This is a genomic window from Cupriavidus alkaliphilus, assembly GCF_014191175.1.
In the GTDB taxonomy this organism is placed as follows: domain Bacteria; phylum Pseudomonadota; class Gammaproteobacteria; order Burkholderiales; family Burkholderiaceae; genus Cupriavidus; species Cupriavidus alkaliphilus.
On sequence record NZ_JACHWE010000009.1, the window covers coordinates 120,933 to 146,892 of the forward strand.

Genomic DNA, 25,960 nt, shown 5'->3' on the forward strand with positions numbered 1-25,960 from the left:
GACGCCACCGCACGGCCCGGCATGGCGGCCCCGGCATTGGAGCAATGCGCTTGCCCTTGCCCCGCAGTTCCCTACTTCCCAATACAAAACCGCGTAAAAATCGTCCCCAGCAGATCGTCGCTGGTGAACTGGCCGGTAATGCTGTTCAGGTGCTCCTGCGCCAGCCGCAGTTCTTCCGCGAACAGGTCCAGTGCCTGCGCCTGGCGCTCGCTCTGGTCGGCGGCGACGTCGAGGTGCGATTGCGCCTGCCGCAGCGCGGTCAGATGCCGCTCGCGCGCAAGGAAGGTGCCTTCGTTGCCGGACTGCCAGCCGATCAGCCGCAGCAGTTCGCGGCGCAGCAGTTCGATACCGGCGCCGGTGCGGGCCGAGATCCAGATCTCGGTCGGGTTGGGGCCGTTGGCGGCGACCACGTGCGGGCGGTTGCCGCCGAACATGACCTCGCCCACCGCGGGGGCCTTGTCGATCTTGTTGACGATGCGCACGATCGGCGCGCCCGGCGGCAGCTGGCCGCTGAGCTTGTCGTCGATGGCATCGTCGATCTCGGACAGGCCATGGCGCAGGTAATCCGTGGCGTCGACCAGGTGCAGCACGATGTCGGCGCGGCGGATGGCGTCCCAGGTGCGCTCGATGCCGATGCGCTCGACCTCGTCGGCGGCTTCCTCGCGCAGGCCGGCGGTGTCGATGATATGCAGCGGGATGCCGTCGATCTGGATGGTCTCGCGCACGCGGTCGCGCGTGGTGCCGGCGATCGGCGTGACGATGGCCAGCTCGGCGCCCGCCAGCGCGTTCAGCAGCGACGACTTGCCCACGTTGGGCTGGCCCGCCAGCACCACCGACAGCCCTTCGCGCAGCAGCGCGCCCTGGCGCGCCTGCGCCAGCACCGCGCCCAGTTCGGTGCGGATGGCGGCAAGCTGGCCGCGCGCGTCGGACTGCTCCAGGAAATCGATCTCTTCTTCGGGGAAGTCCAGCGTGGCCTCGACCAGCATGCGCAGGTGGATGACCTTGTCCACCAGCTGGCGGATGGCGTTGGAAAATTCGCCCTCCATCGAACGCGCGGCGGAGCGCGCCGCGGCCTCGGTGCTGGCCTCGATCAGGTCGGCCACGGCCTCGGCCTGGGCCAGGTCCAGCTTGTCGTTGAGGAAGGCGCGGCGCGTGAACTCGCCGGGCTCGGCCAGGCGCAGGCCGATGCCGTCGCCGGCCTGCAGGCAGCGCGTCAGCAGCATCTGCATCACCACCGGGCCGCCGTGGCCCTGCAGCTCCAGCACTTCCTCGCCGGTATAGGAGTTGGGCGCCGGGAAATACAGCGCCAGGCCGTGGTCGATGACCTTGCCGTTGCCGTCGAGAAACGGCAGGTAGGTGGCGTGGCGCGGCTTCAGTGCCTGGCCGCAGACGGCGCGCATCACGGGGCCGACATCGGGGCCCGACACGCGCACCACGCCGATGCCGCCGCGGCCGGGCGCGGTGGCGATGGCGGCAATGGGAAGCTGGGGAGCAGTCATGGCGGTATTGTCGCAGATCGGGTGCGGGGGTGCGGTTCGCGTGGCACCTGGTGGGCGGGCCGCCATGGCTGGCGGAGCGGTCAGCTGGCGCCGGGCAGCGGCGGCGGCGCATCGTCCGGCATTGCCTGCACCGCCAGGCACTCGGCCATCAGGCGGCGTGCGACGATGCCGTCGACCTGCCGGCCCAGCCGGGCCTGCCGCTTGACCAGCTTGCGGTGCAGGCGCCTGGTATAGCGCGCCGGCAGTACCGGCGCCAGGGCCTCGATCACGTAGCGTAGCCGCTTGCCGGCGATGCGCTGCGCGTGCACCGCGCCGGGATCGCCCCCGCGCGCGTTCTTCGCCAGCGCCCGCAGTTGCTTGCGGCCACGACGCACGCGCCGGCGGGCAAACGGGGCCAGGCGGGCGCTGTCGCCGCGGGCGCGCGTGGCGAGGTGCGCCAGGTGCGCCAGGTCGCGATGCAGCGCTGGCAGCGGCCAGTCGCGGTAGCTGGCCAGCGCTGCCAGCATCGCTTCGCGGGCGGTGTCGCGGCGCTGCCGGGCGGTGTCGGCGATCGCGGCCAATACGGTGTCGAGCGGCTCCCGTTCGCGCGCCGGGCCGACGGTCTCGGCCAGGAACACGTCCCAGTCGCGCACCGCGCTGGTGGCGCGCGCCAGGGTGCGCAGGTCGCGCTTCCAGCGGTCGCGCTCTTGCCGCGGCAAGGCCGGGCCCATGGCCCAGGCCACCGCGCGCGCATGGCGCAGCGCGACCCGTAGCTGGTGCAGGTCTTCCGGGTCGTCGCGGTGCTGCAGTTGGTCCAGGCACGCGTCGATACGCGCCAGGCTGGCTTGCGTTAGCGCGGCAAAGGCAGCGGCGGGCCGCGTCTTGCGGCGCAGCTTGGGGGAGTTGGCGTCAGCGTTCATGGCGGACTGCATGCGGTCAGGCGCGCACGCGGGACGCAGATGCTTTCAGTGTAGGCGACAGCACGCGCTTGGGCGGCATGCGCCGCCAACGCCGCTTCGGCGATTGACAGGCTTTGCTCTTCAGGCTGGAATGCGCAGATCCGCCAGGACCAGTGCCCCGGCCCACGAGGAAACCGCCATGACCACCGAACAGGAACGGCTGCTGCTGCGCGACACCATCGAGGCCGGCTTCCGCCAGGCAGCATTCGTCAACGACGTCGGCATCGCGCTGGCCGACTGCGGGCCCGGCTGGTGCGAGTCCACGCTGGCCATCACGGCGCGCCACCTGCAGCACGGCGGCATCGTCCACGCGGGCGTGCAGGCCACCATGGCCGACCACACCGCCGGCGCGGCCGCGTCGACCATCCTGGAAGCGGGCCAGCACGTCGTGACCGCGGAGTTCAAGATCAACCTGCTGCGGGCCGTGCGCAGCGAACGGCTGCGCTGCCGCGCCGACGTGCTCAAGTCCGGCCGCGCCATCATCGTGGTCGAGGCCGACGTGTTTGCCGACGTCCACGGCGAATCCGTGCTGGTCAGCCGGCTCAACGCCACCATGAGCGTGCTGGACCTGGCCTGACCCCTTCTTTCGCTCCAACCTCGACAAGGAAGCCATCCATGATCGACCACACCGGCGTCAGCGTCAGCGATTACCAGAAGAGCCGCGCCTTCTACCAGGCGGCGCTGGGGGCCATCGGCTACGTGCTGGACAAGGAATTCCCGGCCAGCGTCACCGGCAGCACCGACGTGGCCGGTTTCGGCACGCCCGGCCATCCCGATTTCTGGATCCACCGCGGCACGCCCAACCAGCCGCCGGTGCACGTAGCGTTCCGCGTGGACAGCCGCGCGACCGTCGATGCGTTCCATCGCGCGGCACTGGCCGCGGGCGGGCGCGACAACGGTGCTCCCGGCATCCGCGCGCACTACCATCCCGACTACTACGGCGCCTTCGTGCTGGACCCCGACGGCCACAACATCGAGGCGGTATGCCACCAGCCCGCGTAACGCGGGTTCAGCGCGTCCTCAGCGGGTCGCCACGATAAACAGGCGCGGGAACGGCAGCAGCACCGAGCCGTCCGGCAGCGCCGGGTACGCATTGGCGATCTCGGTCTGGTAGCGGGCCAGGTAGGCGGCACGCTCGGCCTCATCCAGCGGCTGCAGGAACGGACGCAGGCCGCTGCCCTTGAACCACTCCACCACCGCGGCCGGGCCGCCGGCGAGCGGATGATGGTAGGTGGTCAGCCACACGTCCACGCGCTGGCACAGCGGGCGCAGCAGTTCGTAGTACCAGCGCGCCGACGCGCGTTCGGCGCGGGCCTTGCTGGCGCCGGCCAGCTTGTCGGCCCACGGGCCTTGCGCCGCCACCCGGCGCATCAGCTGGTGCGCGGGCTCTTCCAGGTTGTCCGGCATCTGCACGGCGAGCGTGCCGCCCTGGGAGAGTTTGGAGACGAGCTCGGGAAACAAGCGGCCGTGGTCGGGCAGCCATTGCAGCACCGCGTTGGCGAGGATCACGTCGTACGGGCCGGCATCGTCCCAGGCGCCGATGTCGGCCACGCGGAACTGCACGTCGGGCAGGCGCTTGCGCGCGGCATCGATCATGTCTTGCGAGCTGTCCAGCCCGGTCACTGAAGCGCCGGCATAGCGCGCCAGCAGCACTTCGGTGGAATTGCCTGGACCGCAACCGATATCCACCGCGCTGCGCGCGATCTCGTTGGGAATGGCAGCCACCAGGTCACGGACCGGGCGGGTGCGTTCGTCTTCGAAGGCAACGTATTGGTGAGCGGACCAGCTCATGGGGGTCTCCTGGCGGTAAGGGCAGGCCAGTAGCATACGCCTGCCGCAGCCAACGGAGACCAGCCGCAGCCAACGCTGCGGGAACAAGGCTCCCCTCTCCCGCGAGCGGGAGAGGGGTGGGGGAGAGGGCAGGAGTCTCTACGAAGTGAAGCACGTCGGTATGCCAGCGCCTGCCCTCTCCCCCGGCCCCTCTCCCGCAAGCGGGCGAGGGGAGCAAACCGCCAGGATCGCAAAGGCCCCCAGCCCCTCAGCCCCAATAAAAAAAGCCCGGCATCTCTGCCGGGCTTCCCGATTACCGCATCTTGCAACAGGCTCAGCTCTTGGCCACCACCGCGGCCTTGCCCTTGCCCAGCATCCGGTTGATCTGCCACTGCTGCGCGATCGACAGGATGTTGTTCACCACCCAGTACAGCACCAGGCCCGCCGGGAAGAAGAAGAACATCACCGAGAACACCAGCGGCATGATCGTCATGACCTTGGCCTGCACCGGATCCGGCGGGGTCGGGTTCAGCTTGGTCTGCACGAACATCGACACGGCCATCACGATCGGCAGGATGTAGAACGGATCCGGCACCGACAGGTCCTTGATCCAGCCCAGCCAGGGCGCGCCGCGCATTTCCACCGACGACAGCAGCACCCAGTACAGCGCGATGAACACCGGGATCTGGATCACGATGGGCAGGCAGCCGCCGAGCGGGTTGACCTTCTCGGTGCGGTACAGCGCCATCATCTCCTGGTTCATCTTCTGCGGGTCGTTCTTGTAGCGCTCGCGGATCGACGTCATGCGCGGCTGCAGGTCCTTCATCTTGCCCATGGACTTGTAGCTTGCCGCCGACAGCGGGAAGAACACCAGCTTGATCAGCACCGTCAGCGCGATGATCGACCAGCCCCAGTTGCCCATGAAGCCGTGCAGCTTCTCCAGCAGCCAGAACAGCGGCTTGGCCAGGATGGTCAGCCAGCCGTAGTCCTTCACCAGCTCCAGGCCCGGGGCGATCTTCTCGAGCATGTGCTCTTCCTGCGGGCCGGCGAACAGGCGCGCATCGGTGCTCACGCTCGCGCCCGGGGCCAGTTCGCCCAGCGGCTGCTGCACGCCCACGCGGTACAGGTGCGGATCGATCTGCTGCACGTAGAAGCTGCGCTCCTTGCCGGTCTGCGGGATCCAGGCCGAGGCAAAGTAGTGCTGCACCATCGCCACCCAGCCGTTGTTGGCGGCGGCTGGCACGGTGGCCTTGCCCTTGGCGATGTCTTCGAAGTCGATCTTGTGGTACTTGTCGGCGTCGGTGTAGACGGCCGGACCGGTGAAGGTGCTGTAGAACTGCGACTGCTCGACCTTGGTGCCGTCGCGCGCCAGTTCCAGGTACAGCGTCGGCGAGACCGGCGCGGTGCCCGCGTTGGTCACGTCGAACTTGCTGTCGACCACGTAGCTGCCCTTGCGGAAGGTGTAGGTCTTGACCAGCTTCACGCCGTTCTTCTCGGCGCTCAGCACCACCTGCAGCTGGTCCGCGCCGTCCAGCGTGCGCGGGCCCGGGGTCGCGGTGAACAGCGTGGTGTGGTTGGGCAGGTCGCCGCCGATCAGGCCCGAGCGGGCCATGTAGGTGCGCACCTTGTCGCGCTCGAACAGCACCACCGGCTTGCCGTCGTTCTCATGCTCCTTGAGCAGCTCCAGGCGCGACACGATGCCGCCGGCGGTGTCGATCTCGGCGCGCACCGTGTCGGTGGTCACCACGATCTTCTCGCCGGTGGGCTGGGCCGCGGCCTGCGGCGCGGCGCCCGCGGCCGGCGCGGTTGCGCCCGGCTGGACGTTGGCCTTGGGCACGTCGCCCTGCGCGGCCGCGCCGCTGGCGGCCGGCGCCGAAGCGGCCTGCTGCTGCGTCGTGCTCGGGAAGAACATCGACGCATGGCCGTTGGCGCGCTGCCAGTTGTCGTAGAGCAGCACGAGGGACATCGAGAAGATGACCCAGAGGATGGTGCGTTTGATATCCATGTCTGGCTGTGGTCGGAAAAATCAGGGTCTGGGCAGACGGATTGCCACGGGCGCGTGGCCTGTGGCGGCATGGACTGGCGTGTCAGCTTCCGTGCCCGGCACGGGATCATACCCGCCTTGGGCGAAAGGATGGCAGCGGCACAGCCGGCAGGCGGCCATCCAGCTGCCGCGCGCGGCGCCATGATGGACGATGGCGTCGCGGGCGTAGTCAGAACAGGTCGGCAGGAAGCGGCACTGCGAGCCCAGGTAAGGGCTGAGGGCGATCTTGTAGACGCGCAGCAGGACTAGCAGGATTCGCTTCATGGCGGGGCGGTCAGGCTGGCTGGCCTGGTGGCTGGCTTTGCGAGGGGCTCGCCGCTGGCGCCGCGGTGGGCGGGGCCGGGGGCGAGGCAGGCGGCGCGGGTGGCGGCAGTGGCCTGGCCGCTACCTCGAGCAGGCTGGCGATTTCCGCCGCGCATGCCCTTCGGACCGCCGCGCGCGTCGCGAATTCCGCGCGCGGAAACTTCGCTTGCAGGCGCAGCAGCACGTCACGGCCCCCCAGTTGTTCGCGGCGCTGGCGGAACAGCTCGCGCGCCATGCGCTTCACCAGGTTGCGCTCGGCGGCGCGCGGCGCGAACTTCTTGCCCACCACCACGCCCAGGCGGCCTTCCGGCCGGTCGTTGGGGCGTACATAGAGCACGAAGTGGGTGCTGCGCCGCCGGGGCCGCAAAGCAAAAACGGATGAAAACTCATCCGTCTTTGTAAGCCTCGCGGCTTTGGGGAAGGCATGGGCTGACACGCTGGGTGACACTGGCAAGCGCTGGCAAATAAGACTGCTGGCGCAAAGCGGCGCCCTGCGGCAAGCTGCCGGCCGACCTGAAGCCGGGGCGGTGGGCGTTGACGGCCGCGCGGCATGGCTGCGGTACGCTGCAGCCGGCGCCGGGCGCGCCGTCAGGCCGGTCGCCCGGGCCTCAGATGGCCAGGCGCTTGCGGCCCTTGGCGCGGCGAGCGTTGATGACGGCACGGCCGCCGCGGGTCTTCATGCGCACGCGGAAACCGTGGGTACGCTTGCGGCGGGTAACGGAAGGTTGGTAGGTACGTTTCATGTTGCACTCTCTGGTTGATCTTGGCTCGCCCGACTCCGGCCGGTGCCGGGGTGCCGTGGCCGCCGCGTATGGTTCGCATGGGGCTGCCGCTTGCGAGGGAACTGCAGCGGCGTGTCCGACGATTCTGGTTCTGTCTTGCTGCCGGCCGTGCTGACGCGTGTGCAGGTAGTGAAACCTGTTAGCGCGGACGGCACGAACAGGCCAGACCGGCGATGCGCATACGTGATCCCCTGCCGCATCGCAGAACCCGCCATTTAAACGATTTTCCGCGACGCTGTCAAGGCGCCCGTCTGTGTGCGACGGCACAATTGCCACACCGCCGCGCGGCCTCTGGTGCGCCATTGTCCACAACGGCCGGTGGGTAACTGAAAGTGTCCCGAGGGGCACCTCTACCGCGGTCATCCACAGGTGAAGTCCCTGTTTTTCCTGAATGTTTGCCCCTTCCACCACCCCGGAAAGCCGCATTGCAGCAGGGGTTGTGCACACCAATCCACTGCATTTGCACAAGTTGTCCACAGACTTATCCTTTGTGGATAACTCAGGGGCGGGGGTACAATCCGGGTCCAAACACAACACGGGCTGCGTGGCGCAGGCGCAACCCGGGCCCCCCACCGCGGCAACGCATGAGTTTACGCACGCCAGTGCGGCGGACCTGATGGTTCGCTGGCGGCTGCATGGCATGCCGCGGAGGCCTCGACCAGCAGTATTGATTCGCAATACGGTCGGGGCGGCCCGGATCGCGCGGCGCATACGCCGCCCGTGGCGTACCCGGTGCTGCTGGCAAGGCGGCGCCGGGTGCGATTACTCAACAACAAACAATGCAAGATTTCTGGCAGGCGGCAGCCGCGCAACTCGAGCGCGAGCTGACGCCGCAACAGTTCAAAACGTGGATCAAGCCGCTGGCGCCCGTTGCGTTCGATGAAGAAACGCATGCGCTGCGGATTGCTGCGCCCAACCGTTTCAAGCTCGACTGGGTCAAGAGTCAGTTTTCGGGGCGCATCACCGCCCTCGCCTGCGAATACTGGGAAGCGCAGGTCAGCGTCCAGTTCGTGCTCGATCCCGCCGCGTCGGGCCGCGCCGCTGCCTACATGCAGCCGGCCCAGCCCGGCATGGGCGCGGGCGGCATGGACCGCATGGAACATCACGCAGCACCGGGTACGGGCATGGGCGGCTATCCCGGCGCCCAGTCCGGCCAGCCGATGGGCGGCCAGGCTCCGTTTGCCATGCCTGGCCAGCCGGCGCAGCCCGGCTATGGCGAATACCCCACCGCGGCCGCATACGGCCTGGGCCAGCCTCCCTACGGCAACCCGGCCGGCATGCCGTCCGCCGCCCCGGTTCCGGCCGGCGCGCGTGGTCAGGGCATGGGCCAGCATCCCGGCCAGCACCATCCGCAGCACAATGCCGACCTGGGCGAGATCGACGTGGTCCAGATGGACCCCGCCGAAGCCAGCGCCCGCTCCTACCGCGCGCCGCAGCAGGGCCAGCATCCGCATGCCGCCATGGGCAACGCCGCGCCGATGCCCGGCCACCAGCCCAGCGACACGGTCCACGAGCGCTCGCGCCTGAACCCGATCCTGACCTTCGACAACTTCGTCACCGGCAAAGCCAACCAGTTGGCAAGGGCCGCCGCGATCCAGGTCGCCAACAACCCGGGCAAGTCGTACAACCCGCTGTATCTGTATGGCGGCGTCGGCCTGGGCAAGACCCACCTGATCCACTCCATCGGCAACCACATGCTGATGGAGAACCCGCGCGCGCGCATCCGCTACATCCACGCCGAGCAGTACGTGTCCGACGTGGTCAAGGCCTACCAGCGCAAGGCGTTCGACGAGTTCAAGCGCTACTACCACTCGCTGGACCTGCTGCTGATCGACGATATCCAGTTCTTCTCCGGCAAGAACCGCACGCAGGAAGAGTTCTTCTACGCCTTCGAGGCCCTGATTGCCAACCGGGCGCAGGTGATCATCACCAGCGATACCTACCCCAAGGAAATCACCGGCATCGACGACCGCCTGATCTCGCGCTTCGACTCCGGCCTGACCGTGGCGATCGAGCCGCCCGAGCTGGAAATGCGCGTGGCGATCCTGATGAAGAAGGCCGCCGCCGAGAACGTGAACGTTCCGGAAGAAGTCGCCTTCTTCGTCGCGAAGCACCTGCGCTCCAACGTGCGCGAGCTGGAAGGGGCGCTGCGCAAGATCCTGGCGTTCAGCAACTTCCACGGCAAGGACATCACCATCGAGGTGACGCGCGAAGCGCTGAAGGACCTGCTGACGGTGCAGAACCGCCAGATCTCGGTAGAGAACATCCAGAAGACCTGCGCGGATTTCTACAACATCAAGGTCGCTGACATGTATTCGAAAAAGCGGCCTGCCAATATTGCACGGCCGCGCCAGATCGCGATGTACCTGGCCAAGGAGCTGACGCAGAAGAGCCTGCCCGAGATCGGCGAACTCTTCGGCGGCCGCGACCACACCACCGTGCTGCACGCGGTACGCAAGATCGCCGACGAGCGCAGCAAGGACGCGCAGCTCAACCATGAGCTGCACGTGCTGGAGCAGACGCTCAAGGGCTGATGCGCGGCCGGTGCCCGGGCCTGTTCCGGGAAGGTGTTTTGGAAGGCCAGCTCCGCCGGGCTGGCATACTGTAGGGTGCGCGCCACGGACATCCCGTGGCGCCTGGGGAATTAACGTCAGCGACGCCGGGGCAAGTGTCCGGAAAGTGGCCACTGATAAGGCTTTGCGGTGAGTCGGGACGGGATGGCAAGTACGGTGGGCGCCAGCGTGGCTTTTTGGGCACAGCTGGCCCGCCGGCCGGTCCCGCCCCGCTTCACCGCAGCGGCTTATCCTTGGTACAATGGCACATTAACTCCTTGATTCCTAAGTGAATTTGGAGTTGTTTGCGTTCTGCGGTCGCCGATTACAAACGACGAAGGATAAATTCAATGCAATTGGTCAAAACCTCGCGAGACAACCTGCTGCGTCCGCTGCAAATCGTGAGCGGCATCGTGGAGCGCCGCCACACCCTCCCGATCCTGGCCAACCTGCTGATTCGCAAGTCCGGGTCGAACGTATCCTTCCTGTCGACCGACATCGAAATCCAGATCACCACGCATGCGGAATGCGGCGTCGGCAGCGACAGCGTCGCCACCACCGTGGCCGCGCGCAAGTTGCTCGACATCCTGCGTGCGATGCCTGACGGCGACGTGGCCCTGTCGCTCAACGACAAGCGCATGACCGTGCAGTCCGGCAAGAGCCGCTTTGCCCTGCAGACGCTGGCCGCCGAAGAATTCCCGACCGTTGCCGAAGCCAGCGAATTCAACGCCAGCGTCACCCTGCCGCAGAAGACCTTCAAGCACCTGCTGGCGATGGTCCACTTCGCCATGGCGCAGCAGGACATCCGCTACTACCTGAACGGCATGCTGCTGGTGGTGGAAGGCAAGAAGGTCATGGCAGTCGCCACCGATGGCCACCGCCTGGCCTACTGCGGCGTGGAACTGGAGCAGGAAGCCAGCGGCGTGGGCTCGCGCCAGGAAGTCATCATCCCGCGCAAGACCATCCTGGAACTGCAGCGCCTGCTGGAAGACAACGACGATCCGGTGCAGGTGCAGCTGGCCGCCAACCAGGTCAAGTTCACCTTCGCCAATATCGAACTGATCTCCAAGCTGGTCGAAGGCAAGTTCCCCGACTTCCAGCGCGTGATCCCCAAGGGCTACAAGAACGCCTTCGCGATCGACCGCGTGCAGCTGCAGCAGGCGCTGCAACGCACCGCGATCCTGACGACGGACAAATTCAAGGGCGTGCGCTGCATCCTCGACACGCACATGCTCAAGATCAGCTCCACCAACGCCGACCAGGAAGAGGCGCAGGAAGAGCTGGAACTCGATTACTCGGGCGACGCGCTCGATATCGGCTTCAACGTGACCTACCTGCTCGACGTGCTTGCCAACCTCAAGACCGAGCAAGTGCAGGTCAGCCTCGGCGACTCGAATTCGAGCGCGCTGATCACCGTGCCGGACGACGACAACTTCAAGTACGTCGTCATGCCGATGCGCATCTGATGATCCGGTGACAGGACCTGTGCCACAACCAGCGCAGACAGCAACCGGAGCAGCAAACGGCACGCTACGACACCCGGCCCCGGCCGGAACGTCCAGGGGATGACCATCCCGCCGCGGGGGCAGGATCGTTACGACGATCCGCCCCTTTTGCCGTTTTTAGTAACCCGCCATGCGGACCCATCGCGCCCCGCCGCCGGCATGCCAGCCATGCCCGCCCGGCCCCGATCCCGCATTCGCCGCAAGTAGGAAAGACATGACCGAACAGCAGAAACCGCAACAGGAAAACACCTACGGAGCCTCCTCGATCCAGATCCTGGAAGGCCTGGAGGCGGTACGCAAGCGCCCGGGCATGTATATCGGCGACACCTCCGACGGCACCGGCCTGCACCACCTGGTGTTCGAGGTGCTGGACAACTCCATCGACGAAGCGCTGGCCGGCTATTGCACCGAGATCCAGGTCACCATCCACAGCGACAACTCGATCTCCATCGTCGACAACGGCCGCGGCATCCCGCCCCTGGTCAAGTTCGACGACAAGCACGAACCCAAGCGCAGCGCGGCCGAAATCGCCATGACCGAGCTGCACGCCGGCGGCAAGTTCAACCAGAACAGCTACAAGGTCTCCGGCGGCCTGCACGGCGTGGGCGTGTCCTGCGTGAACGCGCTCTCCAAGTGGCTGCGCCTGACCGTGCGCCGCGACGGCCAGGTCCACCTGATCGAATTCGCCAAGGGCGAAGTGCAGAACCGCATCGTCGAGACCGTGCCCGGCCCCGACGGCCAGCCCGTTGAAGTCTCGCCGATGAAGGTCATCGGCGCCACCGACAAGCGCGGCACCGAAGTCCACTTCCTGGCCGACGAAGAAATCTTCACCAACGTCGAGTTCCACTACGAGATCCTCTCCAAGCGCATTCGCGAACTCTCGTTCCTGAACAACGGCGTCCATATCAAGCTGGTCGACCAGCGCACCGGCAAGGAAGAAGACTTTGCCTTCTCCGGCGGCGTGAAGGGTTTTGTCGAGTACATCAACCGCGCCAAGAGCGTCCTGCACCCCAACATCTTCTACGCCAACACCGAAAAAGACGGCATCGGCGTGGAAGTGGCCATGCAGTGGAACGACGGCTACAACGAGCAGGTGCTCTGCTTCACCAACAACATCCCGCAGCGGGATGGCGGCACCCACCTGACCGGCCTGCGCGCCGCGATGACCCGCGTCATCAACAAGTACATCGAAGAGAACGAAGTCGCCAAGAAAGCCAAGGTGGAAACCACCGGCGACGACATGCGCGAAGGCCTGGCCTGCGTGCTCTCCGTGAAGGTGCCCGAGCCCAAGTTCAGCTCGCAGACCAAGGACAAGCTGGTCTCGTCAGAAGTGCGCCTGCCCGTGGAAGAACTCGTCAGCAAGGCCCTGACCGACTTCCTGCTGGAAACGCCCAACGACGCCAAGACCATCTGCGGCAAGATCGTAGACGCCGCCCGCGCGCGCGAAGCCGCCCGCAAGGCCCGCGAAATGACCCGCCGCAAGGGCGTGATGGACGGCATGGGCCTGCCCGGCAAACTCGCCGACTGCCAGGAAAAAGACCCGGCCCAGTCCGAACTCTTCCTGGTGGAGGGTGACTCCGCAGGCGGCTCCGCCAAGCAGGGCCGCGACCGTAAGTTCCAGGCCATCCTGCCGCTCAAGGGCAAGATCCTGAACGTGGAGCGCGCCCGCTTCGACAAGATGCTGTCCAGCCAGGAAGTGCTGACGCTGATCACCGCACTGGGCACCGGCATCGGCAAGGACGACTACAACCTGGACAAGCTGCGCTACCACCGCATCATCATCATGACCGACGCGGACGTGGACGGCTCCCACATCCGCACGCTGCTGCTGACGTTCTTCTATCGTCAGATGCCTGACATCATCGAGCGCGGTTATGTGTATATCGCGCAGCCGCCGCTGTACAAGATCAAGCATGGTAAGGAAGAGCGGTATATCAAGGATGATGTCGAGCTCAATGCTTATCTGTTGAAGCTGGCGATGGAGAAGGCGTCGTTGGTGCGGCCGGATGGGTCGGAGATCAATGGGGATGCGCTGACTGAGCTGGCGCGGCAGTATCAGCTGACCGAGGGCGTGATTGGCCGTCTGTCGCGTGTTGTGGATACGGACGCGCTGCGTGCTATTGCGGATGGCGTGACGCTGGATCTGGATAGTGCGGCGGCGGCGGAGGCTTCAGCGGTGGCGTTGAAGGCTAAGCTGGCGGAGATGCATGCCAAGACGTTGATTGGGGCTGCGGTCAATGACGATGGTACGGCTGATGTTTATGCGCAGTTTGATGAGAAGACGGATAAGCATCGGTTGATGATTGCGCGTAGGCATCATGGGAACGTGCGGTTGTCGCATTTGGATGCGGACTTTGTTCATGGGGCGGATTATGCGGCGCTGTCCAATGCGGCCAAGACTTTCCAGGGGCTGACTCCGGAAGGGACTAAGGTGCAGCGTGGTGAAGGCGATAAGCTGCGCGATCAGACTGTCAACGATTTCCACGGGGCTATGCAATGGCTGTTGGCTGAGGCGGAGCGTGGGGTTTCTCGGCAGCGGTATAAGGGGCTGGGGGAGATGAACCCTGAGCAATTGTTTGAGACGACGCTGGACGTTACGCAGCGGCGGCTGCTGAAGGTGCAGATTGAGGATGCTATTGCGGCGGATCAGATCTTTACTACCCTTATGGGGGATGAGGTGGAGCCGCGTAGGAACTTTATTGAATCTAATGCGCTGGTGGCGCGGAATATTGATGTGTAAGGCTATGTAGCTGTAGGATCTCAGAAAAATTGATGTTTTCACAAATAAATGAGGCGATCTGGGTGTCGGATGACACGTAAAGTGAAAACTATGCCAAGTTGCTAAAAAAATTAGTGACACGGTTAATAAAAAAGGCCACCTGAGGGTGGCTTTTTTGCTTTTCTCGGATCTGAGGGGACGGTCTCAGATCGACCCTGAGCGGCCCTTGGCGTTTCCCAGAATCGGATGCTCTCACGCCCCCGCCTCACGGGCGGGCGCCATCGGCACTCGTCGACCGCATCAAGGGTTGAACGTCGTCGGATAGGGGGTAGAAATGATAGGAGAATGGGTCCCTCCATGTAGAGCCGGATCCTGACGGGATTGCCCGATTGGCGCCTGCACATGCACGGCTTGGAACTGTCCCTGAAGGTGGATGCCCAGACTTACCGGGTCAACGTCGAGGAGAAGACCACTTATCGGTTGAAACGGGGTGTTCTCTGGACGGGTGTCACCGTCCGTACTGACTTGGCCGGGGAAGTGAGGGTCGGCGGCCTGCCCAACGTCCAAGGGTCGACTTTGACCCAAGCGCTGCAAGTTGCGCTGGTCCTTCATTGGCCTGGGCTGAAGACCAAGCAGGTCTTCGATACACCGGCTGAACGATTCCATCAAGCTGTTGCGTCGACCGGTTGAATTCGCAACCCGTTGCCGCAGTTCGTGAGACAACCCTCCATGTTTGCTTTGCCGCGGATTCCGACGGGCATGCGGCCGACGCCCGCGGCCACTCTCGCGGTCATACCGGACGTAGGCTGCCGGTCGGCAGCGCTCAGGGTGCTAGTGGAATGCGGTTGCACCTTCTGCGCTGGCGATTTGCAGGGTCACGCAGGGACTGCCGCGTGCGGTGGCAGTGACGACCGCTGGGATGGTCGATCATACGGCTGCCCTGCAGCCGCCCGCGCGCTGCAAATCAAGCCTCGGGCAAGTCGAAAGCGTGCTGTGCGACAGCGGCTACGTAGGAGAGCCGTTCGCGCAGGATGAGCGCGAGATCCTGGGTGGGCACGTCACGAGCCCGAACCGCTCGAGACTTCGAGCTCGCAAGCCAGTGGTTGCAATCTAGCTTCAGCCATACACAACACCCATCCCGTGTCGATTGTTTCGGGCATCTTATGTAGAGTTGACGCGATGTACGCAACTTATATAATTCGTCCGTTTGCCAAAGGAGAAGTGCGTGATCAGGCTCCGACTGACTGAATTACTCGCTGACGCGTCCTTCCGCCGCGGGCGGCGTGTCGAATTACTGGAGGTGGCTGAGGCCACTGGCATACACCGCACAACGCTTTCAAAGATGGTTAACGTCCGGGGCTACAACGCCACGCTCTCGAACATCGATGCGCTGTGTAAGTTCTTCGGCTGCGGAGTTGGTGACATTGCGACATACGTGCCTGACGAAGACGTACGTGCCATCGGCGCTCGCCCCTGAGCGCTCCCTCCTTGAGGGCAACTGATGTTTGGCAGCACTGCAGCGCTCGGCCACGCATTGGCGATTCGATTCCGGGGGCATGACGCTCTCAGATCGCCAGTCGTCCATTCCGCGTTCATCAAACACTAAACATTACAAAACGTGAATAAGCAGCAGCTCGCATCCAAGATCTGGGAATCCGCCAACCAGATGCGCTCCAAGATCGAGGCCAACGAATACAAGGACTACATCCTCGGATTCATCTTCTACAAATACCTCTCCGATAAGCTGGTGCGCTTCGCTAAAGACGAGGCCTTCACCGAAGAAGAAATCAAAGCCCTGTCGGAGGAGGATGAGGAGACAGTTGAGCACATCAAAGGCAGTATCGGCTACTTTATCGCCTACCAGCACCTGTTCTCCACTTGGATCGATGCCAAGAGCGATTTCGACGTCTCGCGTGTACGCGATGCCCTGTCGGCATTCAGCCGTCTGATTCACCCGAATCACAAGCGCCTGTTCGAGGGAATCTTTAAGACCCTGGAAACCGGCCTGAGCAAGCTCGGCGACACCGCCGCGAAGCAAACCAAGGCGATCAGCGAGCTTATCCAGCTCATCAAAGACATCCCCATGGATGGCAAGCAGGGCTACGACGTGCTCGGCTTCATCTATGAATACCTCATCGGTATGTTTGCCGCCAACGCTGGGAAAAAGGCGGGCGAGTTCTATACGCCTCACGAAGTATCTGTGCTCATGTCTGAAATCATCGCGCACCACCTTAAGGACCGCGAGACCATCCAGATCTACGATTCCACTAGCGGGTCTGGCTCACTGCTGCTCAACATTGGCCAATCCATTGCCAAGCAAATGGGCGACAAGGGCAACATCAAGTACTACGCCCAGGAACTGAAGGAGAACACTTACAACCTCACCCGCATGAACCTGGTCATGCGCGGCATCCGGCCCGGCAACATCGTTACCCGCAACGCCGACACCCTGGAAGACGACTGGCCCTACTTTGACGAGCAAGACCCAGTCAACAGCTACGCCCCGCTGTACCTAGACGCGGTGGTATCGAACCCACCCTATTCACAAAAGTGGGACCCACAGCACAAGGAAGCCGATCCCCGCTACGCCCGCTTCGGTTTGGCTCCCAAGTCCAAAGCCGACTATGCGTTTCTGCTGCACGACCTGTACCACCTGAAGCCGGGCGGCATCATGGCCATCGTCTTGCCTCATGGCGTGCTGTTCCGGGGCGGTGAAGAAGGCACCATCCGCAAAGCCCTGATCGAGAACGATCACCTCGAAACCGTCATCGGTCTCCCGCCCAACATCTTCTTCGGCACCGGCATCCCCACGGTCATCCTTGTGCTCAGGCAAAAGCGCGAGAGCAGTGATGTGCTTTTTGTCGATGCTTCTAAAGGCTTCGCCAAAGAAGGCAAGAACAACAAGCTTCGCGCCTGCGACATCAAGAAGATCATCGACGTCGTGATCGCTCGCGCCACCGTGCCGGGCTTCAGCCGCCTCGTGCCCAAGACCGAGCTGCAAAGCCCAGCCAACGAGTACAACCTCAACATCCCGCGCTACGTGGACTCATCAGAGCCCGCTGAGAGCTGGGATTTGTATGCCTCCATGTTTGGCGGAATTCCCCTGAGGGAGCTGGACGTCTTGGCGGACGCGTGGCAGGCCTTTCCCAGCCTGCGCAATGCCCTATTCACCCTTGACGGCACACCCTACGCCCAGCTCAAGGCCGAAGACCTTGCTCAGGCCACCCGCCAGCATCTTGATGTGACGGAGTTCAGCCGAGCCTTCAACAACTCCTTTGCCGGTTTCAAGCCCTGGCTGCACGACGCGCTGATCAGCAAGATGCTCACCCTGCAGGTGCCCCGGCAAGAGGCACTTATTTGCGAAGAATTGTTCAGCAGGTTATCCAAAGTCGGCACGGTGCCGCTCATCGACAAGTACCAGGCCTACCAGGTCCTCGACGACCACTGGCAGCTCATCGCCGTCGATCTGGAAATCCTCCAGACCGAAGGTCTTGATGCCGCCCGCGTGGTGGACCCCAACTACGTCATCAAGAAGAAAGACGGCAAAGACGTGGAGGTGCAAGAAGGCTGGAGAGGCCGGATCCTGCCCTTCGAGCTGGTGCAGCTGACACACCACGAGAAGGAGCTGGAAGCGCTGCGCGAGAAGGAGGCCCGCCTGGGCGACGTCGCCGCGACGCTGGACGAACTGCTGGAAAGCTTTAGCGAAGAAGACAAGGCCAACGACACCTTCAACGATTCGGGCGACAAGTTCGTGGCCGCGGCCGTGGCCAAGGAGGCGAAGCAGCTGCTTGCCGAAGCCGAAACATCGGAGGCGTTCGATCCCGAGTCCTATGAAGCCAAGATCATCCAGGCCGCCAAGGAACTGGCCAAAGAGAAAGCGCTGAAAGCGGAAATCAAGAAGGACGATGCAGCCTTGCACCTCAAGACCAAGGCCACGATTGAAAAGCTGAGCGACACACAGGTGCATGCGCTGCTGGAGCGCAAGTGGATTACGCCGCTGGTAGACGAGCTGCTTCGCCTGCCCGGCTTGGTGGTGGACAGCCTGATCGACAAGCTTGAAGCCCTGGTGGAAAAATACCGCATCACCTACGCTGACAACGCTCGCGACATCAGGCAGGCCGAGAGAACGTTGGCGAGCATGCTGGATGAGCTAGACGGCAGCGAATTCGACCTCAAGGGCCTTACAGAGCTGAAAATCTTGCTGACGGGGAACTGATATGGCAGGTCAGATCGCGCGCAAAGTTCCGCCGATTCGCTTCAAAGCATTCGAGGCAAAGTGGGAGGACGAAAAGATTGGCAGCGTTCTCGCTGAAAAGAGGCGCCCCATCGCCCTGAACGACCACCAGCGCTACGAGCTCATCACCGTCAAGCGACGTAACGAAGGCGTAGTCTCTCGTGGCCATCTGTTGGGACGCGACATCCTGGTGAAGAACTACGCCCAACTCCAGGCCGGCGACTTCGTCATTTCCAAACGTCAGGTGGTCCATGGGGCCACCGGCATGGTGCCGCCAGAGTTGGATGGCGCCATCGTTTCGAACGAATATTTGACGGCTGTCGATAGCGAAAAGCTCTTGACGGAGTTCCTCACGATCGCCGTCAGCCTGCCCGCCATGCGTCGGAAGTTCTTTCTGAGCTCCTACGGTGTAGACATTGAAAAGCTGTTCTTCGATGCCGAAGACTGGAAAAAGCGAGAGTTCACTCTTCCCAGTAAAGCCGAACAAGCTCAGATCGGCCTCTTTTTTCGGCAGTTAGATCTGCTGATCGGACTGCATCAAAGCAAGCATGACAAGTTAAGAGCGTTGAAGAAGGCAATGCTGGAGAAGATGTTCCCAAAACCTGGTGCATGCACTCCTCAAATACGATTTAAAGGCTTCTCAAAGGATTGGGTTGAGATGAAGCTGAAGGCCCTCGGCACATTTAATCCCAAAGAGGATCTGCCTGAAGTATTCGAGTACGTTGATCTAGAGTCGGTTGTTGGAACTGAAATGGTCGGACATAGGACGATGATGCGGGAAGCTGCACCTTCTCGGGCGCAGCGCTTAGCTCGCCGTGGCGACCTGTTTTTTCAAACTGTCAGGCCCTATCAGAAGAACAATTACCTATTTACACTATTGGGCAGCAACTACGTTTTTTCTACGGGTTATGCGCAAATTCGCCCGTTTGATAGCGGAAGCTTCCTCCTGGCATTAATGCAGCGCGATAGTTTTGTGAAGTTGGTCTTGGATAATTGCACTGGGACAAGCTATCCTGCAATAAATGCAAATGTTCTGTCAGAAATGACAGTAGCGGTTCCCCTACCTGACGAGCAAGAGAAAATCGGTACCTATTTTTCCACGCTAGATATGCTGATTTCCCAGCACGCGACACAGCTACTGCAGCTCAAGCGGGTCAAAGCGGCCTGTATGGGAAAGATGTTTGCTTGAGTCTTGCCCCTCATACCTTATGACCACCATCGCCAAAGAATCCGAATTTGAAGCGGCTGTTGTCCACGAGCTCCGCCAGCGCGGCTGGGGTGAACTTGATGTCATCAAGTGCCCGAGCGAGGCAGACTTGCTAGCCAACTGGAAGCAGATCCTCTTCGAGAACAATCGCGGCAAGGATCGGCTCAACGAGGTGCCGCTGACCGACAGCGAGATGCAGCAGGTGATGGAGCAGATCACCGCGCTGCGCACGCCGCTCAAGCTCAATGGCTTCATCAATGGCAAGACAGTGGCCATCACCCGCGACAACCCGGCGGACACGCTGCACTTTGGCAAAGAGGTGAGCCTGAAGGTCTACGACCGCCATGAGATCGCTGCCGGGCAAAGTCGCTACCAGATTGCACAGCAGCCGCGCTACGCCCGTGCCTCGGAGCTGCTCAATGACCGGCGGGGTGACCTGCTGCTGCTCATCAACGGCATGCCGGTGATCCACATCGAGCTGAAGAAGAGCGGCGTGCCGGTGAGCCAGTCTTACAACCAGATCCAGAAGTATGCACGCGAGGGCCTTTTCAGCGGTCTGTTTTCGCTGATTCAGATCTTTGTGGCCATGGAGCCCGCCGAGGCGCTGTACTTTGCCAACCCCGGGCCGGACGGCAATTTTAACAAGGACTACGCCTTCCACTGGGCGGACTTCAACAACGAGCCGATCAACGGCTGGAAGAGCGTCACGGCCAGCCTGCTGTCGATCCCGATGGCGCATCAGCTGATTGGCTTTTATACCGTGGCCGATGAGGCAGACGGCGTGCTGAAAGTGATGCGTAGCTATCAGTACTATGCCGCGCACGCCATCTCGGACAAGGTGGCCAAGACCGACTGGAAGAACCCGAACCGCCTGGGCGGCTACATCTGGCACACCACCGGCTCGGGCAAGACGATGACAAGCTTCAAGTCGGCCCAGCTCATCGCCAATTCCAAGGACGCAGACAAGGTGGTGTTCCTGCTGGACCGCGTCGAACTAGGCACGCAGACGCTGAAGGCCTACCGGGACTTCGCTGGCGACAGCAACCAGGTGCAGGCCACCGAACACACGGGCGTGCTCGTCAAGAAGTTGAAGAGCACGGATCCTGCAGACACCTTGATCGTCTCGTCCATCCAGAAGATGAGTCGACTCACGGATGAGGCCGATGGGCTGAAGGCGCACGACCTTGAGACCATGCGAGCCAAGCGCATTGTGTTCATCGTCGATGAGTGCCACCGCTCTACCTTTGGCGATATGCTCATCGATATCAAGGCGAGCTTCCCGGGCGCGGTCTTCTTCGGTTTTAGCGGCACCCCTATCCACAAGGAGAACGTTCGCAAGGACAACACCACCACCGATGTCTTCGGTGATGAGTTGCACCGCTACAGCATTGCCGACGGCATCCGCGACAAGAACGTGCTGGGCTTTGACCCATACCAGGTATTGACCTACCGCGACCGTGACCTACGTCAAGCGGTAGCACTGGGAAAGGCCAAGGCTCACACGGTGGCCGAAGCGCTGGCCGACGCGGCGAAGAAGAGAGTCTTTAACCGCTACATGAACGACGTGCCGATGGCGGGGCACCGTGATGCCGGCGGTGTGTATCAACCAGGCATTGAAGACCATCTCCCCAACACTCAGTACGACCGCGATGAGCACCGCAACGCGGTGCTGAAGGACATTGCCGACAACTGGGAGGTGCTGAGTCAAAGCGGGAAGTTCCACGCCATCTTCGCCACCAGCAGCATCGCGGAAGCCATCACCTATTACCGCCTGATGAAGGCGCAGTGCCCGGCGCTGAAGATCACCGCGCTCTTCGATCCGCACATCAGCGACGAAGACGGAGGCGGCGATCCGGCCTTCAAGACGGCTGGTCTTGAAGAAATCATCAAGGACTACAACACGACCTACGGGCAGAAGTTCGATCTGGGCTCGCACGCGAGTTTCAAGAAGGACCTGGCCGCGCGTCTTGCCCACAAGGCGCCCTACATCCGCATTTCGGCTGAACCGGACAGACGGCTCGATCTGCTGATCGTGGTGAACCAGATGCTGACGGGCTTTGACTCGAAATGGGTGAACACGCTCTACGTCGACAAGCTGTTGGAGTATGAAAACATCATCCAGGCGTTTTCACGGACCAACCGCCTGTTCGGGCCGGACAAGCCCTTTGGCACCATCCGCTATTACCGCAAGCCTCACACGATGAAGCGCAATGTAGACGCTGCAGTTAGGCTCTATTCCGGTGACAAGCCGATCGGCCTCTTTGCCGACCGGTTGCCGCTGAACCTGGCGCGGATGAATGCCAACTTTGCCGAGATAAGCACTATCTTCAGCGTAGCGGGCATCGCCGACTTCGTGAAGCTGCCGGACGACCTGGCTGCGCGCGCGGCCTTCGCCAAGCAGTTCAACCAGTTCAGTGCCGTCTTGGAGGCCGCGAAGATTCAGGGGTTTACCTGGGCCAAAACTGTCTATGAGTTTGGTGACGAGCCCAAGCAGAAGGTCGAGGTGGCGATCAGTCACCAGCAGTACCTGACGCTGTTGCAGCGCTACAAAGAGCTGGGCGGGGCGGGTGGCGGCGGTGGCGAAACCATCCCGTTCGAGATCGACAGCCACATCACCGAGATTGACACCGGCAAGATCGACGCCGACTACATGAACTCGCGCTTTGAGAAATACCTCAAAGTTTTGCAGAGCGGCGACGCACCGGCCAAAGAGGCTACTCTGGCCGAATTGCACCGGTCTTTTACATCGCTCTCACAGGTAGACCAACGGTTCGCCGAGATTTTTCTGCATGACATTCAGCGTGGCGATGTGCAAATCGATCCCGATCGAACCTTTCGTGATTACCTTGTTGACTACAAGGCACGGGCGAAGAACAAGGCTTTTGAAGCCGTCGTCGCGACGCTTGGCGTCGATCCAGTGAAGCTTGTTGCCCTGATGGGTGCACATGTCACTGAGCTCAACCTGAATGAGTACGGGCGATTTGACGATCTGCGGGGAACGGTCGACGCACAACGGGCCAAGGCCCACTTCGAACACATTGAGGGCAAGCCGCTTCCCATGTTCAGGGTAAACATCAAAGCGGCAAAGCTACTTAGTGATTTTCTGATTCGAGGTGTTCTGTCTCTGAACGACGCGGAGTCGGGTACGCCGAGCTCGGAAGGTTCCGGTCAAGTCTGAAGCCTGCCGATAGCGGACCGGCGGAGCGTGCAGCGCAGGTCCTACGCAACCATCCGCTTGAGGTAGGAGGCCTCCGGAAAGGCCGACATGACGCGGCCAGACTGGCGCAACTCATCGACTCACGTGTGATCGAGGTCGTGACGTTGGGGCCGCGGGGCCTGATCCACTTCGAGAGCCCTGTGATCGGCGCATCGGGCAGTATAGTGGTTTCCATGATGGTCTCCCATCGAGTGGAGAGACCATGAAGATGCACTTTCTCCACGCCGCTGTCCGCGCATGAGCTAGCCAAGATGCTGGGGTACCCTTGCGAACATGGCCGAGCGGATGGAGTCAGATCCGATTTCCTGATGCACCACTGGTTTCATGCCATTGGCAGCTAGCAAACGTGCCCCCAGACGACAGACCGAGGGACTCTTCCCTTCCTTGTGCAAGACAGACAGCGGCTCTCCGCCACACCGACCGGCGAGTCAACGCTTATTACCGATGGAAGGACGCTTTGAGACTCCGCAGCATTGTGCAGAGCGGACTGCCGTCGGAAACTGGCAGCGTCGCCAACACAATGGTCGACCAGGTTTGACAGCCTGATCCATGCCAGCCGGACGAGCCGCGAAGCGGTATCCTCTCGTCTTTCGCCAATGCACGCCCTGACGGGCGAGCCCTGGCGGGGGAGCCTTCGGGCTCGCCGGTTCGTGCATGCCGGTCTGTCAACCCTGCCTCGTGCTCGCCCACCCGGTTGACAGCGGACGTCGAGCCTCCATCACTTGTGCACGGAGGTCGCAATGACTAGCACCACCCCTGCTCCCCAAGAGCCCACCCTCGCCCAAAAACAAGCCCAACTAGCCGAAAACCTGGCCAAGGTAGACCGCGCCCAATTCCGCCGCCGCGCCAAAGCCACCCCACCACAACCCAGCAAAGCCATCACCCTCGAGGACCGCATCCTCGAAGTCAGCGACGATCTGCTGCGCGTCAGCGCCGGTTTCCAATCCGTCCTGACCTTGCTGGACCTGCAGGCTGGCGATGTTCCTGACAGCATCGGTCTCCACGCCCTGCTTTCGCCGCTCACGCGGCAGATCGACCAGTGCGCCGACCGCCTGCAGGCGCTTGTCTGACGAGGGACAGGCCCGCGCAACGCGGGCCTGAAAGCAAAACGGCGCGAGCCAACTGGTCTCGCGCCGTTGTGGTTCCTGCACTGCGAAGTGCCGCAAGCCGAAGCCTCAATACTCCCTCAAGGCCCAACTACTGATCACCGCAAAGTACTCCCGCAACCACGCATTGAAGCGAAGGTACAACGGCGTCCTGGCTCCCACGCCGAATGCCTGGCTAAACCCGGCCTTCCGCGCAATCCCCACCGCCCGCCGCACGTGAAAATCGCTTGTCACCACTACCATCGCCTTCGCAGCATCAACGCCCTGTCCCTCCAGCAACCGCCGGCTGAACACCAGGTTCTCCTCGGTACTCGTACTCCGCCCTTCGCGAATCACCCTGTCCGCCGCCACCCCACGCGCTACAAGGTAGTCCGCCATGATGTCCGCCTCGACACACCGCAACCCGAAGTCCTGTCCGCCACTCACAACCAACTTTGCCTCCGGCCATCGCTGCGCCTGCATCAACCCTTGATCCAGCCGCGCAATCAACGTCGGCGACGCCTCGCAGTTAGGCGTGCCTGACCCAAGGATGACGATCGCCTTCACCGAAGTCCCTGCCGGCACGGGGACGCCCATGCCGCTGCGGATGTCATAAAAGAACGCCCCGACAGTCACCAGCCACACAGCAAACGCAATCCAGCCCGCGCGCCAAAGCACCTGTCGCCGGCGATCTGACTTCCGCCACCGGGCCACGCCGTCCCAACACAGGGCGAGCAACAGGAACGCGATCCCAATAGACCCCGGCAACACAATGCCGAAGTTGAATAGCCCCATTCCCATCAGCGCGACGGCGTCGCCAAGTAGGACCGCGCCAACCAGCGCCAGGGCAAGGCGCATCCAGCGCGCGCTTCGTTTCACTGCAAGGTTCTCCAGATAGTTGCTTGTCAGATTATCCAACGGCATATTCATGCCTCAGGGATTGCTCCACGCTGGCGCCCTTCCAAATGCCGGTATCTATCAACGCCTGGGTCTCTGCGGCCAATTCCGTGATAACGGCGCGGACTGCCGGATCTGCCATGCGTGCGCGCCGCTGTCCCAGGCATACGGCGCGCGTAATAGGTGGCTCGATCATGCACGCCGCCAGCGTCCCTTGCTGGATCTCCCGTGTCACGGCACTCCTGGCGAGAACGCTGAACATGCGACCGGTTTCCACCAGTCGTATCAGCCGTTGGCCGGCGTCTATTTCAACGCGAACGTCGAGTGCCACGTTCTCTCGTGCGGCATGGGCCTCCAGGGTTGACCGAATGGCATGCAGGCGCGACGGCATCACAGGGGATACCTGTCCAACGTCCTTGCCTGCACCGTGCTTGTGTCTGGTAGCGACCCTGGCCGGCCTACCAGTTGCATGTCCCGGCTGGCGATGGGCTCGCATTGCACTTCCGGCGTCGCGGTCCGGTCAATCACCACCGCCAGATCGAGCTGTCCTTCTGATAGCCAATTCCACAGGTAGCCGGAGAACGTTTCTACCAGGCGCAGGCGAATTTTCGGGTAGCGCATGGAGATGCGTTCGACCAGAGGCAGGGCAATCACGGCGGCAGATGAGGAAGGCAGTCCCAGGGAAACGTCGCCGCCAGGGTCGGCTGTGCACTGCTGCAGCTCCTGGAACGTGGACTCGACGAGATTCACGATCTCGTAGGCGCTCCGTAGGAGGCGTTGTCCCGCTTCTGTCGGCGTGACCCCGCGAATGCCTCGCGTCAGCAACACCGTCCCCAGCACATCATCCAGCCTGCTCACGGTGACGGTCAATGCCGGCTGGGCGAGCCTTAGCCTGCGCGCCGCGGCCGTGATGCTGCCCTCTTCGCAAATTGCGATAAAGGCGATCAGGCGAGGGATGTCCAGTTTGCGGGCGTTCTGCATAGGTTGCCATAGTACGAACTTATGCCCTCCAACAAAACAGATATTGGACGGCACTGATGATGCGCAACAGACTACGGACCCAGAAGCCGCTACGTCATGCGGTTTCTCGGTGGCTTCCTGAAGATCTTTGTGCCGCTGACAGTCAGCTCGGTCGTCGCGGGTGCCGTCGCAGCGCCGCCGACCTGTGGCATCGAGCGGAAATTCGGCCTCAGCCGATTCTCATCTCG

19 protein-coding genes and 2 pseudogenes are annotated in these 25,960 nt (G+C 62.7%); 12 read left to right on the top strand and 9 right to left on the bottom strand.

What is annotated here, in order from left to right:
• Positions 1 to 71: 71 nt before the first annotated feature.
• A complete protein-coding gene (gene mnmE, locus FHX60_RS24215) occupies positions 72 to 1,499 on the bottom strand; it encodes a tRNA uridine-5-carboxymethylaminomethyl(34) synthesis GTPase MnmE (RefSeq protein WP_183284877.1) in 1,428 nt (475 codons plus the stop codon).
• An 80-nt stretch (positions 1,500 to 1,579) separates the two neighbouring features.
• Entirely contained in the window at positions 1,580 to 2,398 is an 819-nt protein-coding gene (locus FHX60_RS24220; RefSeq protein WP_183284878.1) for a CHAD domain-containing protein, read from the bottom strand.
• A 178-nt stretch (positions 2,399 to 2,576) separates the two neighbouring features.
• On the opposite strand from FHX60_RS24220, the gene FHX60_RS24225 reads away from it, so the two are divergent.
• Both FHX60_RS24225 and FHX60_RS24230 read left to right on the top strand, forming a co-directional pair.
• A complete protein-coding gene (locus tag FHX60_RS24225; protein WP_092315380.1) occupies positions 2,577 to 3,014 on the top strand; it encodes a PaaI family thioesterase in 438 nt (145 codons plus the stop codon).
• Positions 3,015 to 3,052: 38 nt separating this feature from the next.
• The gene (locus tag FHX60_RS24230) at positions 3,053 to 3,439 is read left to right on the top strand and encodes a VOC family protein (RefSeq protein ID WP_112776015.1); all 387 of its coding nucleotides are present in this window, start codon (positions 3,053 to 3,055) and stop codon (positions 3,437 to 3,439) included.
• A gap of 18 nt (positions 3,440 to 3,457) precedes the next feature.
• Here FHX60_RS24230 and tam read toward each other — a convergent pair whose 3' ends face one another.
• The 5 genes from tam to rpmH all read right to left on the bottom strand — a co-directional run bounded on the left by tam (position 3,458) and on the right by rpmH (position 7,297).
• Positions 3,458 to 4,228, bottom strand: a complete 771-nt coding sequence (gene tam / locus FHX60_RS24235; protein WP_183284879.1) for a trans-aconitate 2-methyltransferase — start codon at positions 4,226 to 4,228, stop codon at positions 3,458 to 3,460.
• A 313-nt stretch (positions 4,229 to 4,541) separates the two neighbouring features.
• Entirely contained in the window at positions 4,542 to 6,212 is a 1,671-nt protein-coding gene (gene yidC, locus FHX60_RS24240; RefSeq protein ID WP_183284880.1) for a membrane protein insertase YidC, read from the bottom strand.
• A gap of 21 nt (positions 6,213 to 6,233) precedes the next feature.
• Positions 6,234 to 6,515 (bottom strand): membrane protein insertion efficiency factor YidD, encoded by a 282-nt coding sequence (gene yidD / locus FHX60_RS24245; protein ID WP_092315372.1) that lies wholly within the window; start codon positions 6,513 to 6,515, stop codon positions 6,234 to 6,236.
• A 10-nt stretch (positions 6,516 to 6,525) separates the two neighbouring features.
• Positions 6,526 to 6,990 carry a ribonuclease P protein component gene (gene rnpA, locus FHX60_RS24250; RefSeq protein WP_116381622.1) on the bottom strand — a complete coding sequence of 155 codons (465 nt, stop codon included), beginning with the start codon at positions 6,988 to 6,990 and terminating at the stop codon, positions 6,526 to 6,528.
• A 172-nt stretch (positions 6,991 to 7,162) separates the two neighbouring features.
• A complete protein-coding gene (gene rpmH / locus FHX60_RS24255; RefSeq protein ID WP_008650850.1) occupies positions 7,163 to 7,297 on the bottom strand; it encodes a 50S ribosomal protein L34 in 135 nt (44 codons plus the stop codon).
• 818 nt (positions 7,298 to 8,115) lie between these two features.
• Between rpmH and dnaA the strand changes: the two genes are divergently transcribed.
• The 10 genes and pseudogenes from dnaA to FHX60_RS24300 all read left to right on the top strand — a co-directional run bounded on the left by dnaA (position 8,116) and on the right by FHX60_RS24300 (position 23,840).
• Complete coding sequence (gene dnaA, locus FHX60_RS24260) at positions 8,116 to 9,870, top strand: chromosomal replication initiator protein DnaA (RefSeq protein ID WP_183284881.1); 1,755 nt, start codon at positions 8,116 to 8,118, stop codon at positions 9,868 to 9,870.
• 368 nt (positions 9,871 to 10,238) lie between these two features.
• On the top strand, positions 10,239 to 11,354 hold the full coding sequence (dnaN, locus tag FHX60_RS24265) for a DNA polymerase III subunit beta (protein ID WP_092315366.1): 1,116 nt from the start codon (positions 10,239 to 10,241) through the stop codon (positions 11,352 to 11,354).
• Between the two features lie 253 nt (positions 11,355 to 11,607).
• Positions 11,608 to 14,133, top strand: a complete 2,526-nt coding sequence (gyrB, locus tag FHX60_RS24270) for a DNA topoisomerase (ATP-hydrolyzing) subunit B (RefSeq protein WP_183284882.1) — start codon at positions 11,608 to 11,610, stop codon at positions 14,131 to 14,133.
• Positions 14,134 to 14,523: 390 nt separating this feature from the next.
• On the top strand, positions 14,524 to 14,802 hold the full coding sequence (locus FHX60_RS24275) for a hypothetical protein (protein WP_183284883.1): 279 nt from the start codon (positions 14,524 to 14,526) through the stop codon (positions 14,800 to 14,802).
• Between the two features lie 187 nt (positions 14,803 to 14,989).
• Positions 14,990 to 15,160 (top strand): annotated as a pseudogene (locus tag FHX60_RS27865) (IS5/IS1182 family transposase); the annotation flags it as partial.
• 177 nt (positions 15,161 to 15,337) lie between these two features.
• Positions 15,338 to 15,589: a helix-turn-helix domain-containing protein gene (locus FHX60_RS28015; RefSeq protein ID WP_183284884.1), complete on the top strand. Its 252-nt coding sequence runs from the start codon at positions 15,338 to 15,340 to the stop codon at positions 15,587 to 15,589.
• Between the two features lie 141 nt (positions 15,590 to 15,730).
• A complete protein-coding gene (locus FHX60_RS24285) occupies positions 15,731 to 18,328 on the top strand; it encodes a type I restriction-modification system subunit M (protein WP_183284885.1) in 2,598 nt (865 codons plus the stop codon).
• 1 nt (position 18,329) lies between these two features.
• Positions 18,330 to 19,535 carry a restriction endonuclease subunit S domain-containing protein gene (locus FHX60_RS24290; protein WP_183284886.1) on the top strand — a complete coding sequence of 402 codons (1,206 nt, stop codon included), beginning with the start codon at positions 18,330 to 18,332 and terminating at the stop codon, positions 19,533 to 19,535.
• A 19-nt stretch (positions 19,536 to 19,554) separates the two neighbouring features.
• Positions 19,555 to 22,731 carry a type I restriction endonuclease subunit R gene (locus FHX60_RS24295; protein ID WP_183284887.1) on the top strand — a complete coding sequence of 1,059 codons (3,177 nt, stop codon included), beginning with the start codon at positions 19,555 to 19,557 and terminating at the stop codon, positions 22,729 to 22,731.
• A 779-nt stretch (positions 22,732 to 23,510) separates the two neighbouring features.
• On the top strand, positions 23,511 to 23,840 hold the full coding sequence (locus FHX60_RS24300; RefSeq protein ID WP_183284888.1) for a DUF1484 family protein: 330 nt from the start codon (positions 23,511 to 23,513) through the stop codon (positions 23,838 to 23,840).
• Between the two features lie 105 nt (positions 23,841 to 23,945).
• Here the strand turns inward: FHX60_RS24300 and FHX60_RS24305 are convergent, their stop codons facing one another.
• Complete coding sequence (locus tag FHX60_RS24305; protein ID WP_183284955.1) at positions 23,946 to 24,779, bottom strand: YdcF family protein; 834 nt, start codon at positions 24,777 to 24,779, stop codon at positions 23,946 to 23,948.
• Positions 24,766 to 25,733, bottom strand: a pseudogene (locus FHX60_RS28020) (LysR family transcriptional regulator). Before FHX60_RS28020 ends, FHX60_RS24305 begins: the two are co-directional and overlap by 14 nt.
• Positions 25,734 to 25,960 lie beyond the last annotated feature (227 nt).